Raw genomic sequence first — 19,092 nt, 5'->3', positions numbered from 1 at the left:
AGTCTTCCTTTTTCGCCAGCAAGCTTATACCAACCGTATCGTTTACGCTTAAACCATGTCGCTTGCCTTCCCTCCCCGCCTCATCGTCTTCGATCTCGACGGCACCCTCATCGATTCCCGCGTTGACCTCTGCAACTCCGTCAACGCCACCCTCGCCCACCTCGGCAAGCCCACCCTACCCGAAGCCGTCATCTCCGGCTACATCGGCGACGGAGCCTCCATGCTCGTCCGTCGCGCCATCGGCGACCCCGAGGGCGACTCCACCGACGAGCAATATGTAACCGAAGCACTCACATTCTTCCTCGACTACTACCGCATCCACAAACTCGACTACACCTACGTTTACCCCGGCGTCCTCGAAGCCCTCGAGAACATCCGCGCCGACCATCCGCAAATCCTCATGGCCGTCCTCACCAACAAACCCGTTCACCCCTCCCGCGACATCTGCGCGCACTTCGGCCTCTCCCGCTTTTTCTTCCAGAACTACGGCGGCAACAGCTTCCACGCCAAAAAGCCTGACCCCCACGGCCTTGAAGCCCTTATTAAGGAGGCCTCCACCCTCGCCGATCGCACCATCACCCCTGCCGAAACCATCATGGTCGGCGACACCGACATTGACGTCCTCACCGCCCGCAACTGCGGCGCGCGCAGCATCGGCTGCGCCTTTGGCCTCAAACCCCACTCCCTCGCAGACGCCCCGCCTGACCACCTCGCCCACTCCCCAACCGACTGGCCCTCCCTCATCGCCGCCGATCCCCCCCAAATCTTTTGACGCGCTCCCGGCGGCTTGCTACCCTCATCCACACGGATGACCGCCACCCCCAACCCGCTCGCCACCACCTGTTGCATCATCGGCGGAGGCCCCGCAGGCATCATGCTGGGTTTTCTTCTCGCCCGCGCAGGAGTCCCGGTCACCGTCCTTGAAAAACACAAAGACTTCTTCCGCGACTTCCGCGGCGACACCATCCACCCCTCCACCCTCGATCTCCTTCACGAACTAGGGCTCCTGGAAAAATTCCTCACCATCCCGCACTCCCAGGTTGCGGCGCTCTCCGCTATCATAGGCGGCGAACGCTTCGCCATTGCCGACTTCTCGCACGTCCCCACCTACTGTAAGTTCATCGCCCTCATGCCCCAGTGGGACTTCCTCGACTTCCTCTCCTCCGAAGCCGCGCACTATCCGTCCTTCACCATCCGCATGGGCTGGGAGGCCACCGGCCTCATTAGCGAGAACGGAGTCACCACAGGAGTCCGCGCCAACACTCCCGACGGCCCCGTCGCGATCCCCGCCACCCTAACCATCGGCTGCGATGGTCGTCACGCCATCTCCCGCGATGCAGGCCACCTCCCGCTCAACGACGAAGGCGTCCCCGTAGACGTCCTCTGGCTCAAACTCGCCCGCCAATCATCCGATCCCGAGAACGCCCTCGGCTACATCAACTACGGCCGCCTCATCATCCTCATCAATCGCAACGACTACTTCCAGATCGGCTACATCATCGCCAAAGGCACCTTCCCCCAGATTCAGCAAGCCGGCATCCCCGCCTTCCAGCAGAGCATCGAGCGCATCGTCCCCTTCCTCGCCGGCCGTAGCACCGAAATCGACTCCTGGGACAAGGTCAAGCTTCTCACCATCCAGGTCAACCGCCTCCAGGAGTGGTCCTCCCCAGGCCTGCTCTGCATCGGAGACGCCGCCCACGCCATGTCTCCCGTCGGCGGCATCGGTATCAACATTGCCCTTCAGGACGCAGTAGCCACCGCCAACATCCTCACCGAAGCCCTGCTCTCAGACTCCCTCACCCAACATCATCTCCGCCAGGTGCAGGAATACCGCGAGCCCGCCGTTCGCAAGACCCAACGCGTTCAAGTCTTCGCCCACCGCATTCTCGACCGCGTCCTCCGCGACAACGGCCCCATCAAACCGCCCCTCGCCCTCCGCATCTTAACCCACATCCCCGGCTTCCAAAGCCTACCCGCACGCTTCGTAGGAGTGGGCCTCCAGCCACAGCACATCAAAAACTTCTAGCTCTACTCAAACCCGCGATTCCAGCTAGAAATCACGCGCGTCTCACGCTCCCACCCCATCACACTCACGCTCCCCGTTCCCAACGCCAGCAAACTACCGCCCGTCGCATCCAGTCCAATCCACCGCGCTGCCAATATCCGCAAAATATGAGCATGCGCAAACAGCGCAACCTTTCCTCCCTGCGGAGCAGCCGCCAGCGCACGAGCGATCACCCCATCCGCGCGCTCTCCAACATGCTCCACCGTCTCACCGTCAACAATCTCGTTCTTCCACACCGACCAACCCGGAATCGTCGCCTGAATCTCCTTGGTCGTCTTGCCTTCATAGACTCCGTAGTCCCACTCCTTCAACCCGTTCTCCACCACAGCCTGGTCTCCAAAACCCGCAATGGCACAGGTCTCCCGAGCCCGCTGCATCGGGCTTTCGAACACCGCATCAAACTTCGTGCCCTTCAAATAATCCCGCAGCTCTTCCGCCCGCTTTCGCCCATGATCGGTCAGCGGAATATCCGTCCGGCTCGTATGCGCCCCACTCAAACTCCACTCCGTCTCTCCATGCCGCACCAGCCACAACTCTGTTCCCACACTCATCCCAACCTCCTCCTCGAGTTCAACCATTTAAAAAATGCGGTCATCCTGACCCTGAGCGAAGTCGAAGGATCCCTGTATTTGCTTCTTCGCATCTACGCCACTCTTCGCAACCAACCCTCTCCATAAACTATCCTATAAAGATGGACTTTCAGCTCTCGACCACCTACAAGCCCCAGGGCGACCAGCCCCGCGCCATCGCCGAGCTCATCTCCGGCATTCACGCCGGCGAAAAAGATCAAGTCCTCCTCGGCGTCACCGGCTCCGGCAAAACCTTCACCATGGCTAAGGTCATCGAAGAGCTGCAACGCCCCGCCCTCATCCTCGCTCACAATAAAACCCTCGCCGCCCAGCTCTACCACGAGTTCAAAACCTTCTTCCCCAACAACGCCGTCGAATACTTCGTCTCCTACTACGACTACTACCAACCCGAAGCCTACATCCCCGCCGGCGATCTCTTCATTGAAAAGGAATCAACCATCAATGAAGAGTTGGATAAACTTCGTCTCGCCGCCACCCGCAGCCTCTTCGAGCGCCGCGACGCCATCATCGTCTCCTCTGTCTCCTGCATCTACGGCCTCGGCTCGCCCGAAGCCTACTACGGCATGCTGATGCTCCTCGAAAAAGGCCAGAAGATAAAGCGCGAAGACATCACCCGCCGACTCGTCGAGATCCTCTACGACCGCAACGACGTCGACTTCCGTCGCGGCACCTTCCGCGTCCGCGGCGACATCATCGAGGTCTACCCCACCTACGACGAGAACGCCTACCGTATAGAGCTCTTCGGCGACGAAATCGATTCACTCTCCCAAATCGACCCGCTCTTCGGCACCGTCAAACAAAAATACTCACGCCTCCCCATCTATCCCAAGTCCCACTACGTCGTCCAACCCGAGCGCAAAACCACCGCCATCGCCTCCATCCTCGAAGAGATGGAGTGGTGGGAAAAAGAATTGGAAAATCAAGGCCGCCTCGTCGAATCCCAACGCATCCACCAGCGCACCCGCTTCGACCTCGAGATGATCAAATCCGTAGGCTTCTGCCACGGCATCGAAAACTACTCTCGCCACTTCTCCGCGCGTCTCCCCGGCGAGCCCCCACCCACGCTCCTCGACTACTTCCCGCAGGACTATCTCCTCTTCATCGACGAGTCCCACGTCACCGTCCCTCAACTCCACGGCATGTGGCACGGCGATCGCAGCCGCAAGCAAAACCTAGTCGACTACGGCTTCCGCCTTCCCAGCGCGATGGACAACCGCCCCCTCCGCTTCGAAGAGTTCGAATCCCGCACCGGCCAGATCATCTACGTCTCCGCAACCCCCGGTGCCTACGAGCTGACAAAATCCGCCGGTGTAGTCGTCGAGCAAATCATCCGCCCCACCGGCCTCATCGATCCTCAGGTAGAAATCCGCCCAATCAAAGGCCAGATCGACGACCTCCTCGCCGAGATCCGCGACCGCACGCAAAAAAATCAACGCGTCCTCGTCACCACCCTCACCAAGCGCATGTCCGAAGACCTCGCCAGCTACTACACCGAAGTCGGCGTCCGCTGCCGCTACATGCACTCCGAGATCGAAACCCTCGAACGCATCAAGCTCCTGCGCGACCTCCGCAAAGGCGAGTACGACGTCCTCATCGGCATCAACCTCCTCCGCGAAGGCCTCGACCTCCCCGAAGTCTCACTCGTAGCCATCCTCGACGCCGACAAAGAAGGCTTCCTCCGCTCGCAAGGCTCTCTCATCCAAACCATCGGCCGAGCCGCCCGCCACATCGAAGGCCGCGCCATCCTCTACGCCGACAAGATGACCGACTCCATGCAGCGCGCCATCAACGAGACCGACCGCCGTCGCGAAAAACAAGTCGCCTACAACGAAGAAAACGGCATCACTCCCGCAAGCATCATTCGCCCAATAGAAATGGGCCTGGCCGGCATCCTCAAAGCCGACTACGCCGACCTCACCGACGAAGCCGAAGGCATGCCCGACTTCTCCACGCAACAAGAACTAGACGTCTACATCGGCAAACTAGAATCCGACATGCGCGAAGCCGCCAAAAAATTCGAATTCGAAAAAGCCGCCAAGCTCCGCGACACAGTAAAAGAACTCCGCACCAAAGAATTCCTCTTCAGCTGATGTTAATTGTCGGAGATAATAGTGTTGCTTCGAGGAGACATAATGGCTCAGTTATTTGCACGCGTAGAGCTGCGGGGTAATCCAAGCTTTGAAATCTATCAAAAACTTCACGCTTTGATGCTAAGTATGAGTTGGTACCCCACTATCACTGCACCTCCGTCTCCCCCGATTCTAGGACAACCGGTTTCAACTGCATCGTTGCCACACGCAACGTACCAAGCAATCGTGAATGCTGTTCCGGATTGCGCGGCACTCGCTCGAAGCTTGAAAACGAATATCGAATCTAAAGTTTGGACACAAACGCTTGTCCTCGTAATTGAAGCGAATACCTGGTTTCAGACTATAGGGTGACAGAACGATGGTGGAACCGACGCAAATAGTCATCACGCAGGCAACAAGCCACCTTCAACAATTTTTGGAGGTGACTCAACTTGCGGCAACGATCTTTCTGGCGATAGTCGCCGTATTACAGGCTAAGGCGGCAAACAGCCAAGCAGAAACAGCGCGGGAACAAGCAGAAGCTGCGAAGATACAAGCCCGGACAGCGAAGGCACAATTGGACGTCAGTCTTAGTCCTAAGCTATTACCTCTGACATGGGAAGTTATGCCGGGCGGCGGCTGCCTCACGCTTCTAAATCAGGGCCAAGGGACAGCCTATGCGGTGCAGTGGCACTTTGATCGCGAACATAATGGCGCAGATGGAGAGGATTCAGTTCCGAATGGTGCCAGCACTATCATCCGGCTAATAAACCCTAATCTGGATCGGGAGCTGATTGTTACTTATCACGACAAAAGCGGAGAAGAGTTTACAACTCGTCTGACGCCGACCGACCAAACCTTAAATTATGAATACAGGGAACCCGAAGGGCAGGAACTGATTAAACAACTGAGAGCTGCTCAACGAGGGCGCCGAATCGGTCGCTAACGTTCCGCTTTAGGGCGGGTAGGAATGTAGGATGTAAGCTCAAAAAAGTCGGCACAAAAATGAGCACACCCCCACAAAAACGCCGCACCCCTAAGCTAGTCCCAAGAACCTTCTACTCCCGCTCCCCCGACACCGTAGCCCGAGACCTCCTCGGCAAACTCCTCATCCGCGACCTCCAAGGCAAACGCCTCACCGCCCGCATCACCGAAGTCGAAGCCTACCTCGGCCTCATCGACCCGGCATCCCACGCAGCCCGCGGTCTCACTCCTAGCAACGCAATCCTCTTCGGCCCATCCGGACACATATATGTCTACTTCATCTACGGCATGTACTACTGCCTCAACGTCGCCGCGCATCTTCCCGGCGAAGCCGGAGGAGTCCTCATCCGAGCCCTCGATCCAATCGACGGCCTAGAAACCATGGCCGATCTCCGCGGCCTTCCCCACAACACAAAACCCAAGCTCCTCACCGGAGGCCCCGGCCGTCTCTGTCAGGCTCTCGACATCACCCGCACCAACTCCAACGGCCTCGACGTAACCTCACCCACCTCCGCCATCCAGATCGCCGACGACGGCCACCACCCCACCGAAATCCTAACCACCCCACGCATCGGCATCAGCAAAGCCGCCGACCTCCCTCTCCGCTTCCTCGTAGGCGGAAGCACGGCACCATAAGCAACTTCCTCTCTAAAATGGAGTCTAGGAATAGTGCACAAAGCGCTAAAGGAACGCAGGTATAACGAAGGTATGAAGACCATTCACAAAACGCTGTCAGCCTTGACTCTCGTGACTCTCAGCGGAATCTCCCTAGCCCAGGCCCCCATCGAACGCCAAGCACCCCCACCACCGCCACCCGACCAGCAACAAGCCCAGCCCTACCCGCAAAATCCACCAGCCTACCCACAGCAAGACCAGCCGCAGTACCAACAGCAACCAGGCGCGCCCGATCAGCAACAACAGGCACCCCCGCCGCCCCTGGCCCCTCAGCAGCTCGACCAGCTAGTCCAGCGCATCGCCCTCTACCCAGACCCGCTTCTAGCTCAGGTCCTCACCGCCTCCACCTTCTGGAACGAGATCCCCGACGCCGCCACCTGGGCCCAGCAGCACAGTTTCATGACGGGCGACCCCCTCGCCCAGGCCATCCAGTCCGACAACCTCCCCTGGGACCCTAGCGTCCTCGCCCTCCTACCCTTCCCCAATGTCCTCGACACGATGGCCCGCGACCCCCAATGGACCGGCACACTCGGCAACGCCGTCCTCAGCCAGCGCCCTGACGTCATGGACGCCGTCCAGCGCCAGCGCCGCCTCGCCCACGACTACGGCTACCTCGTCCCCAACGCCTACGACACCGTCACCGACAACGGCGGCTACCTCGAGGTCCAGCCCATCAACCCCGCCTACTTCTACGTCCCCGTCTACAGCCCCGCGGTCGTCTTCTACCGCCCTCGCCCCGGCTTCATCATCACCACAGGAATCCGCTTCGGCCCGGCCGTCACCATCGGCCCTGCCTTCGGCGTCTACGGATGGTACGGTGCAGGCTTCGGATGGGGTTCCCACGCCATCATGATCGACCATCACGCATGGGGCCGCACCTACTACAACCGCAACGTCTACGTTCACCCCTACGCACATCCCTACGTACACCCAGCGTCCCCACGCGTAGAGAGCCACGCCCACAACGAAGAACACGGTGGAGAACACGGCGGCGATCACCACCACTAAACTCCATCTGAAAAACAAACATGTCCGGCAGGCTCCTTCTGTCGGACATGCTCTTTAATCCCGATCAACAATTCCTTGCTACCCTTATCTTCACCAGGCCCGCGTGGGCGATCATAAAAGCCCAAAATCAAACCACAGTCCACCCGAGGAAATATGATCATCGTCAACGACGAGTACGTCACACTCGACACCCCCAACGGCCCCATGCGAACCCACATCGTCCGCCCCGCCGCCCCCGGCCGTTACCCCGGCATCGTCTTCTACTCCGAGATCTTCCAGATCACCGCGCCCATCCGCCGCACCGCCGCCATGCTCGCCGGCCACGGCTACATTGTCGCCATGCCCGAGATCTACCACGAGTTCGAACCCGCCGGCACCGTCTTCGCCTACGACCAGGCCGGTTCCGACCGCGGCAACGCCCTCAAGACCACCAAAGAGCTCTCCAGCTATGACGCCGACGCCCGCGCCGCACTAGATCACCTCAAATCCCGCTCCGACTGCACCGGCCACCTCGGAGCCATGGGCATCTGTATCGGCGGCCACCTCGCCTTCCGCGCCGCAATGAACCCCGACGTCCTCGCCACCGCCTGCTTCTACGCCACCGACATCCACAAAGGCTCTCTCAGCAAAGGCGGAGACAACTCCCTCGAACGCACAAAAGACATCAATGGCGAACTCCTCATGATCTGGGGTCGCCAGGACCCGCACATCCCCCTCGAAGGCCGCATGGCCGTCCTCGCCCGCCTCAACGAACTCGAAAAGAAGTTCAGCTGGCACGAGGTCAACGGAGCCCACGCCTTCATGCGCGACGAAGGCGTCCGCTACGACCCCGAACTCGCCCACACCCTCTACGACCTCGTCTTCAACTTCTTCCATCGCAAGCTAGGCGAAGGCGACCAGTCCGCGCAACCCACCGCCTCCACCGAAACTCGCCACTAGAAAAACCTACAGCCCGAACCTCTGCCGATACGCACTAGGAGAAACCCCCGTGTGCCTCTGGAATACTTCGCGGAAAAAAGCGGGATCCTGATACCCCACAGCATCGCTGATCTCGTGCATCGAGCGATGGCCGCCCTCAAGCAGGCGCTTTGCGGCGGCGATTCGCAGCTTCTGCAAGTAGATCAAAGGTGTATCTCCCGTAGCTTGCTTAAACCGGCGAACGAAGTTGCGCAAGCTCATCCCTACGCTCTTCGCCGGCTCCTCAAGCGGAAAATCCTTATTGAAGTTCTGATGAAACCACTCCTGTGCGCTGAAGATCATTCCATCGGAGTGCTCGGTCTTCAAATGAACGATTGCATATCCTGACTGCCACGCCCGTGGTGTCTCGATCAACATCGCCTTCGCGCTCTGCACCGCGACCTCATGTCCGCAGAATCGCTCAACTAGATAAAGGCTGAGATCAAGCGACGCATGCACTCCGCCGCCGCAGTAAAAGTTGTGATCTTCCGTGACCATCAATTCGGGCATCCATCGCACCTTGGGATACTTCACCCGAAACCGTTCCGCAAGGCTCCAGTGCGTCGTGGCCCGTCTATCATCGAGCAGCCCCGTCGCAGCCACCAAGCCCACACCTGAGCACACACTCGCAATTGCAGCTCCACGATTGGCCCAACGCTCCAGCCACGGCACCACCTCTGCATTGCGCTCAACTACGTCCTCTACGCTCAGTCCCGTCGACGGAATGAAGATGAGATCGGTCTTCCGGATCTGTTTGAGCGATGCAGCAGGCGTGATATGAATAGGCCCATCGCAACGCACCGCGCGTCCATCCACCGAAGCTGTCGTCACTCGAAAACGAGAGACAGGTTTTTGTCCCGCAAATGCATTCCACAACGTGCCCGCGTGGCGAAAGACTTCCATCGGACCTATAGCTGTGGAGGAGAAAGTTTCGTCGAGAAACAAAACCGTGACATCTTTGAGACCTGTCATTTGCAACCACCTCTCCGATGGCCGAATCGCCTACGTAGAATGGCATATATGCCGCCTTGTAGCAAGGCGTATTCCCCCGTACCTTGAGAACATCCAAAGCTACTCAATGCTGAGGACCCACGGAGGAGAGTATGAAACGTTACGTTATCGAACGCGAGATCCCGAAGGTTGGAACACTCGAGCGGCAACAACTGAAGGAAGCCGCCGCCAAATCAAACGACGCGCTGCGCAAGCTCGCTCCGGATATTCAATGGGTCGAATCCTTCGTCGCAGCGGACAAGACGTTCTGTATCTACCTCGCCAAAGATGAAGCCGTCATTCATCGCCACGCAGAGCTAAGTGGCTTCCCTGCTTCCACAATCACAGAGATTAGCAAGAAGATCGATCCCACAACTGCTTCGTAAGTGTTCGCAGGGGCTCTGAAACATTAAATGCAGAGCATCGCCACCTCGAAACATCTCTTTATGTAACTCGTATTTGAGTTTCGCATCACTGCCGCATTGGCATCGATCGCTTTGAAGTCCTGCAGCATTGCCCAGGGCCAAGGAGTCAAGTGACTAAGTCAAAGGATTGAAGAAATGAAACTCTATCAACCCATCAACGTCTTGCGGGTCCAGCTTGTTGAGATGTCACGCTTGTCACAACGCGCTCTCGATTACTCCATTAAAGGGTACCAGCTGGGATCTCCCGAGTTCAGCCGCTCCGTAGGCAGCACCGAGCAAGAACTCGAACAGCATCACCAGCGAATCAAAGATATCTGCCGCAAGCTCGCTGCACGCAAAGTAACCGATTCTGCCGACTGCCGCTTCGTTCTCATCGCGCTGCGTCTCAGCAGCGCTCTCCGCACTACCTCCCGTGCAGCAGTCCAGATCGCGCAAGACACGCCTTCGTCCTTTGAAGGCAGCCGCATGCCCAGACACGCGGCACTGTGCAATCTCGGAGATCTTGTGAACTCTCTGGTTCGTTTGTGTATCGTCGCCCTCTTCAAACAGGAAGCCCGGTACGCCGAGACAGTTCTTCAGAGTCAGGCGGTATGGCGGCGGTGCGAGTTCGTCTTCGCGAACGTGCACGAGTCCGAATATCAGTCCAGCGGCGAAGATACCTTCGAGCCAGCCATCGCACGCAGCCTTGGCACAGTTGCAAGACAAGCTCACGACATGGCCGATGCAATCCTCTTCTGGCTCAAAGAGAGCGATCGCGAACTCTTCCATGCCAATGGCCACGACACCCTGAACTTCCTCTTCGTTGGCAGCTGTGTCCCTGAGACTCTGCCGGGACTTCGACCCCTCTCGTTGGTCCACTAAAGGGTGGCGTGAAGTTGCGGTTGCCTTTCTTGTTGTCATCCCCGAATGGGGATCTGAACCTTGTCAAGCCCCTGAATCGCGAAACCCCGCGTCAATCCAGCACATTCGCGTGGCGTATGAGTTATGACTCAACCGCTATAATTGATACAGAACACAGCGAAAGCCCCGGTATCTACCGGGGCTTTCGATTTTAAACTCATAACCTCTTTAGAAAGACGGATTTGCTTCTAACCCGTTTGGAATGACGATTTTGCAGCCTGTTGAAATCGTATGTCCATGAAACGAAGGAGTTTACCTGGACCACCCCCCGGGGGGTGCCCCCCAAGCGAAAGGAGACCCACCCGAAACTACCGCCAACTCACCGCCAGATGCCAGCGCATCTTCCGGTCGAGCGTTTTCTCGAGTACGCACGCATACTCCAGCAACTCCGAGAGCACCTGCTCCCCCTCGCTCCCCAGTTGCTGCGGATCGGCCTCCAGCGTCCTCAGAAGCGAGCGCACCGTCTTCAGCCCCTCTGCTGGCGAGTACCACTGTGGCGGAGGCAGCCGGCGCATCAGCTCCTGGTTCCCCGCACCCTCTTCAATGAGAAGCGACATGGAGTTTTCATCTGCCGAGAAAAATTCAATCAGCGGACGCACCCCGAGCCTCAGAGCCAGACGCTCCAGCGCATCTTCATGCCGCGCCAGGAAGCGTCCATTCACAAAAATATCGAATCCAGGGTCCTCGCCCTCGACCACAATGTACATGGAAGCAGCCATTAACCGCAGTGTACCCTGCAAAATCGTCGCAGAAAAGTATCACCGAAGAGACAGCACTGTCTCTTCTTCACTAGCCTTCAAAAACAAAAGCATTCCTGCACCGGCCGCAAGTAGCACCATTCCGCTGATGACCCGCACCTTGAGCTCAGGCCGCATCAGCCCATAACCCTCGAATAAAGTCAGTAACGGAATAACCAGATATCGCGAGGCAAAGCGGACAGGCATCATCTCCCGCAACAGCCACACCAGCAAAACCACCTCAGCCAGATCCACCAACGACGAAAGCGACACCACCGAAGCCAACTCGCTCCACTGCCAAACCAACTCGCTCCGAACCGCGCTGCAAACCAGCAGAAACACGGCATTACTCAAACACACAACCGCCAACGCCTCCGCAAGAGTCCATCCACGCAGCAGCCGATAAAGCCACACGCTCGACAACCCAACCACAACCACCGCTAGACACACCGCAGCCTGCATCAAGCGTCCGCGAACCGACCCCGAGAACTGAAGCGGCAGCAACAGCAGTAACCCACCAAGTCCCACCAAAGCCGGAACCAGGAACCGCCGAACCCCACGCTCCTCATCTCCAGCAGCAACCACCATCACCACCACCACAGGAACCATCGCAAACAGAGCCGATCTGCTGATCTCAGGCACACCAAACCGCGCCCACTCCCCAACCGCCATCGGCACCCCAAAGAACCCCACCCCGGCCGCCGCCACCCGCAGCCCCACACTCCCAAGTCGCACCCGCCCCCGAGCCTCCAAAAAAGCAAACACCCCAATCACCCCATAACGAATCCCCTGCAACTCCAACGCAGGCAATCCCTCCGAGCGCGGAACAATCCACGACGTAGCCGACAAGACACAAACCGCCGCAAACGCAATCCACACCGCGCGTCTCATCATCACGACTCACCCCAGAGACAGAAAGACCGCGCAAAGTGCGCGGTCTTTCTGGACATCAAGTACCTTACCGATTGCCGCCGCCCGAAGGCGCACCGGAACCCGAACCCGGCCGACGACCACCGCGACGACGCCTTCCGCCACCCGGCCGCCTCTGCCCACCAGGTCCATTCGACCCTGGAGCTCCGCCCGCCTGGACAGGAACAGCGCCCTCCGCACGGTTGAAGTTAGGCTCGTCTGCAGCCTCGTCACCATCATCCTCGAAGTCCTCAGCGTCATCATCGCCTCCGGCAACATCACCAGCAACAGCATCCTGGCGAGCCTGGCCGCCAGCTGCACCAGCCGCAACGGCGCCCCCATCCGTACCAACCTGACCTGGCTCCGGAAGACCGAGTTTAGCGCGTTGTTCACGCAAAACAGCTTTTCTCGAAAGCTTGATGCGATTACCTTCAATCGCAAGAACCTTCACCAGAATCTGATCACCCTCGCGAAGTTCGTCCTTCACTTCCTTCACACGATGTTCTGCAATCTCTGAAACATGCAGAAGTCCATCAGTTCCGGGGAAGATTTCGACAAACGCACCGAACTCAGCAAGCCGAACGACTTTGCCAAGATAGGTCTTCCCAATCTCAGGAACAGCAGTCAAATCGCTGATCATCTGTATCGCGCGAGCAAGACCATCAGCATCGCTCGAAGCAACATTGACGCGCCCTGAATCGTCGACGTCAATCTTCACACCGGTAGCATCGATGATTCCGCGAATGACTTTGCCTCCTGGTCCGATCAGATCGCGGATCTTATCCGTAGGAATCTGCAGCGTATGAATGCGCGGAGCGAACTGCGACTTCTCCTGGTTTGCACCCGAGATCACGCCGTCCATCGTATCAAGCAGGAAGAGCCGACCCTTGCGCGCCTGCTCCAGAGCCTCTCGCATGATCTGCGGAGTGATACCCATGATCTTGATATCCATCTGCAGCGCTGTGATTCCGTTACGCGTACCTGCAACCTTGAAGTCCATATCGCCGTAGTGGTCCTCAGCGCCTGCGATATCAGTCAAGATGGCATAGTTATCGCCCTCTTTCACCAGACCCATCGCAACACCTGCGACCGATCCCTTGATGGCAATGCCAGCCTGCATCAAAGCAAGCGAAGCACCACACACTGTTGCCATCGACGACGATCCGTTCGATTCGAGAATGTCCGAGACCACCCGCAAAGTGTACGGCGACTCATCTTCAGCAGGCAGCACAGCTTCGATCGCCCGAAAAGCGAGTGCGCCGTGACCGATCTCTCGCCGCCCCACGCCCGACATACGTCCAACCTCACCAACCGAGAACGGCGGGAAATTGTAGTGCAGCATAAAGCGCCGCTTTTGCTCTCCCTCATAACTCTCAAGCCGCTGAGCATCATCCGTTGTGCCCAGAGTTGCACTCACCAGCGCCTGGGTCTCACCACGCGTGAACAGAGCCGAACCGTGAACACGCGGAAGCACGCCAACCTCGATGCTCAGGTCGCGAATCTTGTCGAAAGCACGATGATCTGGACGGATCCGGTCGTTCAAAACCTGATCGCGGAAGATTTTCTCGCGTAAAAGCTCATAGTATTTGCTGAGCTTCTTCGCTGCTGCTCCCTCGTCCTCAGGCAAACCCTTCTTCAGTTCATCCTTGATGGACTTCACCAGCGCATAGCTTTCAAACTTCGGGTGCTTCTCGGTGTCGAGAGCATCTTTCAACTGCGAACCGATCTTTGCATTCAGTTCATTCAGATACTCATGATCGATCTCAACAGCATTGACGGCACGCTTCGCTTTACCCGCGCGAGCAACCAGATCGTCAATTGCCGAGCAAATTTTCTTGATCTGCTCGTGAGCAAACTCAATTGCGTCAACCACACGGTTCTCCGCAACTTCCTTCGCGCCAGACTCGATCATTACGATGCCGTCTTTCGTCCCTACGACCATGATGTTCAACTTGCTCTGCGCCCGCTCAGCATAAGTAGGGTTCACGACAAACTGATCGTCAATCAACCCAATTCGAACGGCACCAACTGGTCCATGAAAAGGAATATCGCTCAAAGCCAAAGCGCAACTGGCACCATTGATTCCGAGCACATCCGGATCATTTTCCTTGTCCGCAGAGTAGACAAACGCAACGACCTGGGTCTCATTCCGAAACGCCTCCGGAAACAGCGGGCGAATAGGACGGTCGATCTGACGACTTGTAAGAATCTCCTTCTCACTCGGACGTCCTTCACGCTTGATGAATCCACCGGGAATACGGCCACCAGCATAAGTAAACTCACGATATTCGACGGTAAGAGGGAAAAAATCGATCCCTTCTTTCGGATCAGGCGAAGAAGTTGCCGTAGCCAAAACTACGTTGTCGCCGCTTGAGGTGAGTGCCGCACCGGGGGCCTGCTTCGCCATGCGTCCGGTCTCGAATTTAATTTGCTTGCCGCCGGCAAGCTCAACTATCACATCTTGTTTCATGTTGCCTCTCTTCTCTCGTCTTCTGTCGTTTTAAGCTTGAATCGCGTCATCCGTTGATTGGGCGCGAAAAAGCGCAGCTCGGCGCTGGCGGTTATTGAGCCGCCAGCGAGCTGCGCTGGAATGTCTTCTCGATGAACCGGCCTTCGCCGGAGCTAGAAACCAAGGAGACCACGCCTCGGGCTCCCACTGTCAGCAACCTCGACGACAAGGTCTTCGGACCTTGCACGAAGTTAGCAGCCGACTGAGAACAGGCCGTGTGTACTCCCATAGTTTGTACGGTTTCTCCGGGATGGTGCGGTTACTTGCGGATTCCGAGTTTGCCGATGACCTCGCGATATCGGTCTGCGTCACACTTCTTCAAATAATCAAGCAAACGACGACGCTTGCTCACGAGCATTAGAAGCCCGCGGCGCGATCCGTGGTCCTTCTTATGTGCTTTGAAGTGTTCCGTTAACTCGCCAATACGCTCGCTCAAAATAGCGATCTGAACTTCTGGACTCCCGGTATCTGAGTCGTGCGTGCGGAACTTCTCAATAATGTCTGTCTTTTTAGCGGATGCCAACACAGCTGTTTCTACTCCTAATGTTCTTTCTAGTTCACTCTTAGTGTCTCAATAAGGATAGCACCGCTGGCCAAACCCGGCAATCGCGGGAGGCCAGCGGCGCTAAGGATTTAGGACATTTTTTAGGCGAGATGCTTCTTCAAAAACCCCAGCGAACGCTCCCGCGCCAGCTTCGCCGAAGCAGTATGGAAGCTGTTTGGGTCTATATCGCGGTTGAAGGCATGTCCCGCCCCTTCATAGACGAAGATTTCCACCTCTGGATGGGCGGACCGAACCGCTTCAACCTGGTCCTGTCCGATATGGCTATCATTCGCCCCAAAGTGCAACATAACCGGGCAGCTCGGATTCTCCTTCGCCACCGACCCGATCCCGCCCGCATAGTAGCCAATGCAGCAGGAAGGGTGCATCTTGTATTTTTCCCCGCGGGTCGCAACCAGCCAGCTCGTCAAACCGCCGTAGCAGTAGCCGATCACGCCGATCTTCTTCCCAGCCTTACTCGCCCACTCATACGCTGCAGCAACATCCAACAGCGTAGTCTCGGGCTTCAGCATGCCGTAGAACGTGTACGCCCTCTTCATATCGTCCGGCTGGTACGCTAGCTGCACGCCAGGTTCGAACCGGTCGAAGATCGCGGGAGCGACCACCAAAAATCCGTCTTTGGCATATCCATCCGCCACGCTGCGGATATGGGCATTGACGCCAAAGATCTCCTGCACCAGAACCAACACACCAATTGCTTCGCCATGAGGCCGTGCAACATACGCACTTAGCTCATGACCGTCGTTTGCCTTCAGCTTGATCCACTCACTCATAGCTCAATCATATCCAGACATCGAAGGACTTTCCTGTAGCCAGGTGTCAAATAAAAGTAAAATCGCTCGTCGAGCGTTGAAGACATGCACGCAAACCAACCTATGCCCAGTCTCTATTTATCTCCGGACCCAGAGTAGCTTTTGATCTCCCGCGCCCATCGAAGAAACCGAACCAGTTGCCTCTTCTCTCTCCAAAACAAATTCCAGAAGTCGCGCGCCTGCACAGTTTCGGCACGTTGACCGGAATAAGTCTCGAGTCTCCATCGCAAATAAGGGCTACGCCACGGACGCAACCTGTTCCCGCGCGTCGCATTCCAGAGAAACCCGATCTCGTCCCCCAGAGGAACCTTCATCACTCAAGTATAGGCACTCAGGACAAAGGTTCTCGCCACATTCGTTTTAGCCGCATCGCCCACAACGCTTAAAAACATTTAAGCTGGAAGCAATGTCCTCCATATCAAGCACGCGGACAATCCGTCCCGCCCGAACTCTGCAAGGCTCGCTCGTTCTCCCCGGCGACAAATCCATCTCGCACCGTTACGCGATGCTGGCTGGCCTCGCCGAGGGCACTACCCGCCTCTCCAACTTCTCAACCGGCGCCGACCCCCACTCCTCTCTCGCCTGCATGGAAGCCCTCGGCGCAACCGTCGTCCACAAAGCAGACAAGACCATCGAGATCACTGGCACCGCCGGCCAATTTCAGCAATCCTCTGCGCCCCTCGACTGTGGCAACTCCGGCTCCACCATGCGCATGCTCGCCGGCCTCATCGCCCCTCATCCTCATACCTTCACTCTCATCGGCGACCACTCCCTCACCCTCCGCCCCATGGAGCGCATTCGCAAACCGCTCAGCCTGATGGGCGCAAAGATTGACCTGGTCGAAGGCCACGCCCCAATCACCATTCAAGGGACGCCGCTCCGAGCGATCGACTTCGACACCCCAATCCCCAGCGCTCAAGTCAAAACCGCCGTCCTCTTCGCCGGCCTCCAGGCCAACGGCACCACCAGCCTGACCGAAGCCATTCGCACCCGCGACCACTCCGAACAAGCCCTTAGAGCCTTCGGCGCCACACTCAACCGCACAACCGCCGCCTCAGGTGACGTCACAAAACTCAGCATCCCGGGCGGCCAAACCCTCAAAGCAATCGACGCCACCATCCCAGGCGACATCTCCTCCGCAGCCTTCTTCCTCTGCGCCGCACTACTCTTCCCCGACTCCAACCTCATCCTTGACGGCGTAGGCATGAACCCCACCCGCGCCGCCCTTCTCGACGTCATCACCGCGCTCGGTGGCAAAATCAAAGTTCTCAACGTCGAAGAACACCACGGCGAACTTGTCGGCACCGTTCAGGTCAAGGTCTCCCCCAACGGCCTACGCGGCATGCACATCGGCGGAGCCCTCGCCGCGCAGATCATCGACGAGTTGCCGGTCCTAGCCGCCATCGCTCCCTACACCAGCGACGGCATCACCATCCGCGACGCCCGCGAACTCCGCGTCAAAGAGTCCGACCGCATCGCACTGGTCGCCAAAAACCTCCGCGCCATGGGAGCCGAACTCACCGAACACGAAGACGGCCTAGTCATCCCGGGCAATCAAAAACTTCACGGAGCGCAGATCGACTCGGGCACCGACCATCGCATCGCCATGGCCTTCTCCATCGCAGCTCTTCGCGCCACCGGCGACACCGAGATCCACGGCGCCGAATCCGCCGCCATCAGTTTTCCCGAGTTCTTCACTCATCTCGACGATCTCTGCCAACGCTAATCTCAATCCTCCAAGCCGCCTTTGCTAAGCTGACTCCGAACATCTCAACTGGTCAATGCATACACCCTTAGGCGACTCACGCCCCATCATCATCACGGAGATAGAGCAGTTCGGAGGTGCCGAGCGCAGCATCGTCGCGCTTTCTCGCTGGCTCTATCAACACAACCTGCCGAATCACGTCGTCACCTACTTCGACCGCTGCAATCTAGCTCAATGCGCCACCCACCCTCTGCAGGTTGTCGAACTAAAGCCCGGAGCTGGAGCACAGAAAAAGATCGCGTCGCTCCGCGCATACTTCAACCAACAGCCTGCCAACTCTCCCAAACTGCTTGCCTCCGGCTACCAACCCGCACTGCACGCAGTCCTTGCCGGACAGCGTGGCTTTCACACCCTCATGCATGACACGCCCTCGCTGTTCGGCGATCAGGAAGCCCGCAGCCTCTCTACTAAGCTGCGTATCGCTATCTCGAATCGCATCATTGGCTATGGTCTCCGCTCAGGTGGCAACACCATCGTTACCAGCGAATATCTCCGCAGCGAATGCCGCAAAGACTTCAACATCGACGCCACAATCGCCCGTATGGGCGGCCTCGGATCCACTCTATTGATCCCTTCTGCTCACGCAGTAAACGACCAGCTCCGAATGTTCTCCGTCTGCCGTATCGAGCCAAACAAGCGAATCGACTGGATCATCCGTGCCCTCGCCAAACTCGAACGCGCCGACAAATCCCTCTCCTCCACCATCGATTGGAGACTCGATCTCGCCGGCAAGGGTTCTCTCATCCCCTCACTGCGCGGCATGGCTCAGAACCTCGGCATCGGCGAACGGATTCACTTCCACGGCTTTGTCCCCGACGAAGATCTCGAGCAGCTCTTCGCGCAAGCCCACCTGTTCCTTATGCCCGCCGTTCAGGGCTACGGAATTCCCGCAATCGAATCGCTTCAGCGCGGCATCCCTGTCCTGCTCCATCGTGAATCAGGCGTCAGCGACATCCTGCTCGACAGCCCATGGGCGACCGTTCTCACTGGCGGAGAAGAGAACATGGCTCCCGCGCTCAGATCGGCGATCGAAAGCATCCTCCAGGGCAGGCATCACGCCGTCGCACAGCCCCACCTTCCCACAGAAGATCAATGGGCCGAACGTGTTGCGACACTTTGCAATTGGTTGTAACTA

18 protein-coding genes are annotated in these 19,092 nt (G+C 57.9%); 11 read left to right on the top strand and 7 right to left on the bottom strand.

Annotated features, from left to right (window positions below; genetic code table 11):
• Nucleotides 1–55 precede the first annotated feature (55 nt).
• Together RBB77_RS13245 and RBB77_RS13240 are read left to right on the top strand one after the other, a co-directional pair.
• On the top strand, nucleotides 56–772 hold the full coding sequence (locus tag RBB77_RS13245; protein WP_353062225.1) for an HAD family hydrolase: 717 nt from the start codon (nucleotides 56–58) through the stop codon (nucleotides 770–772).
• Between the two features lie 15 nt (nucleotides 773–787).
• Nucleotides 788–2,026 carry an FAD-dependent oxidoreductase gene (locus RBB77_RS13240; RefSeq protein ID WP_353062224.1) on the top strand — a complete coding sequence of 413 codons (1,239 nt, stop codon included), beginning with the start codon at nucleotides 788–790 and terminating at the stop codon, nucleotides 2,024–2,026.
• Between the two features lie 2 nt (nucleotides 2,027–2,028).
• On the opposite strand, the gene RBB77_RS13235 is transcribed toward RBB77_RS13240, so the two are convergent.
• Nucleotides 2,029–2,643 (bottom strand): histidine phosphatase family protein, encoded by a 615-nt coding sequence (locus RBB77_RS13235; RefSeq protein ID WP_353062223.1) that lies wholly within the window; start codon nucleotides 2,641–2,643, stop codon nucleotides 2,029–2,031.
• A 113-nt stretch (nucleotides 2,644–2,756) separates the two neighbouring features.
• On the opposite strand from RBB77_RS13235, the gene uvrB reads away from it, so the two are divergent.
• From uvrB to RBB77_RS13210, 5 genes are all read left to right on the top strand, one after another.
• Entirely contained in the window at nucleotides 2,757–4,745 is a 1,989-nt protein-coding gene (gene uvrB / locus RBB77_RS13230) for an excinuclease ABC subunit UvrB (protein WP_353062222.1), read from the top strand.
• A gap of 358 nt (nucleotides 4,746–5,103) precedes the next feature.
• On the top strand, nucleotides 5,104–5,670 hold the full coding sequence (locus tag RBB77_RS13225) for a hypothetical protein (RefSeq protein WP_353062221.1): 567 nt from the start codon (nucleotides 5,104–5,106) through the stop codon (nucleotides 5,668–5,670).
• 59 nt (nucleotides 5,671–5,729) lie between these two features.
• On the top strand, nucleotides 5,730–6,344 hold the full coding sequence (locus RBB77_RS13220) for a DNA-3-methyladenine glycosylase (RefSeq protein WP_353062220.1): 615 nt from the start codon (nucleotides 5,730–5,732) through the stop codon (nucleotides 6,342–6,344).
• Nucleotides 6,345–6,416: 72 nt separating this feature from the next.
• Complete coding sequence (locus RBB77_RS13215) at nucleotides 6,417–7,391, top strand: DUF3300 domain-containing protein (protein ID WP_353062219.1); 975 nt, start codon at nucleotides 6,417–6,419, stop codon at nucleotides 7,389–7,391.
• Nucleotides 7,392–7,544: 153 nt separating this feature from the next.
• Nucleotides 7,545–8,330 (top strand): dienelactone hydrolase family protein, encoded by a 786-nt coding sequence (locus RBB77_RS13210; RefSeq protein WP_353062218.1) that lies wholly within the window; start codon nucleotides 7,545–7,547, stop codon nucleotides 8,328–8,330.
• Nucleotides 8,331–8,336: 6 nt separating this feature from the next.
• Here RBB77_RS13210 and RBB77_RS13205 read toward each other — a convergent pair whose 3' ends face one another.
• Nucleotides 8,337–9,320, bottom strand: coding sequence for a GlxA family transcriptional regulator (locus RBB77_RS13205; RefSeq protein ID WP_353062217.1), 984 nt, complete (start codon nucleotides 9,318–9,320; stop codon nucleotides 8,337–8,339).
• 131 nt (nucleotides 9,321–9,451) lie between these two features.
• Here RBB77_RS13205 and RBB77_RS13200 point away from each other — a divergent pair, with 131 nt between their 5' ends.
• Together RBB77_RS13200 and RBB77_RS13195 are read left to right on the top strand one after the other, a co-directional pair.
• A complete protein-coding gene (locus RBB77_RS13200; RefSeq protein ID WP_353062216.1) occupies nucleotides 9,452–9,724 on the top strand; it encodes a DUF4242 domain-containing protein in 273 nt (90 codons plus the stop codon).
• Between the two features lie 174 nt (nucleotides 9,725–9,898).
• Complete coding sequence (locus RBB77_RS13195) at nucleotides 9,899–10,624, top strand: PhoU domain-containing protein (RefSeq protein ID WP_353062215.1); 726 nt, start codon at nucleotides 9,899–9,901, stop codon at nucleotides 10,622–10,624.
• Between the two features lie 347 nt (nucleotides 10,625–10,971).
• On the opposite strand, the gene RBB77_RS13190 is transcribed toward RBB77_RS13195, so the two are convergent.
• From RBB77_RS13190 to RBB77_RS13170, 5 genes are all read right to left on the bottom strand, one after another.
• On the bottom strand, nucleotides 10,972–11,382 hold the full coding sequence (locus RBB77_RS13190; protein ID WP_353062214.1) for a hypothetical protein: 411 nt from the start codon (nucleotides 11,380–11,382) through the stop codon (nucleotides 10,972–10,974).
• 39 nt (nucleotides 11,383–11,421) lie between these two features.
• Complete coding sequence (locus RBB77_RS13185; protein WP_353062213.1) at nucleotides 11,422–12,294, bottom strand: hypothetical protein; 873 nt, start codon at nucleotides 12,292–12,294, stop codon at nucleotides 11,422–11,424.
• Between the two features lie 64 nt (nucleotides 12,295–12,358).
• The gene (gene pnp / locus RBB77_RS13180) at nucleotides 12,359–14,779 is read right to left on the bottom strand and encodes a polyribonucleotide nucleotidyltransferase (RefSeq protein WP_353062212.1); all 2,421 of its coding nucleotides are present in this window, start codon (nucleotides 14,777–14,779) and stop codon (nucleotides 12,359–12,361) included.
• Between the two features lie 298 nt (nucleotides 14,780–15,077).
• The gene (gene rpsO, locus RBB77_RS13175) at nucleotides 15,078–15,344 is read right to left on the bottom strand and encodes a 30S ribosomal protein S15 (protein WP_158944128.1); all 267 of its coding nucleotides are present in this window, start codon (nucleotides 15,342–15,344) and stop codon (nucleotides 15,078–15,080) included.
• Nucleotides 15,345–15,463: 119 nt separating this feature from the next.
• The gene (locus RBB77_RS13170; RefSeq protein WP_353062211.1) at nucleotides 15,464–16,153 is read right to left on the bottom strand and encodes a dienelactone hydrolase family protein; all 690 of its coding nucleotides are present in this window, start codon (nucleotides 16,151–16,153) and stop codon (nucleotides 15,464–15,466) included.
• A gap of 445 nt (nucleotides 16,154–16,598) precedes the next feature.
• Here RBB77_RS13170 and aroA point away from each other — a divergent pair, with 445 nt between their 5' ends.
• Together aroA and RBB77_RS13160 are read left to right on the top strand one after the other, a co-directional pair.
• Nucleotides 16,599–17,918 (top strand): 3-phosphoshikimate 1-carboxyvinyltransferase, encoded by a 1,320-nt coding sequence (gene aroA / locus RBB77_RS13165; RefSeq protein ID WP_353062210.1) that lies wholly within the window; start codon nucleotides 16,599–16,601, stop codon nucleotides 17,916–17,918.
• 55 nt (nucleotides 17,919–17,973) lie between these two features.
• Nucleotides 17,974–19,089, top strand: a complete 1,116-nt coding sequence (locus RBB77_RS13160; protein WP_353062209.1) for a glycosyltransferase — start codon at nucleotides 17,974–17,976, stop codon at nucleotides 19,087–19,089.
• The last annotated feature ends 3 nt before the right edge of the window (nucleotides 19,090–19,092 follow it).

This window comes from Tunturibacter psychrotolerans (assembly GCF_040359615.1).
Lineage (GTDB): Bacteria > Acidobacteriota > Terriglobia > Terriglobales > Acidobacteriaceae > Edaphobacter > Edaphobacter psychrotolerans.
Note: the sequence above shows the minus strand (reverse complement) of the source record. Positions and strands in the feature narration are given on the sequence as shown.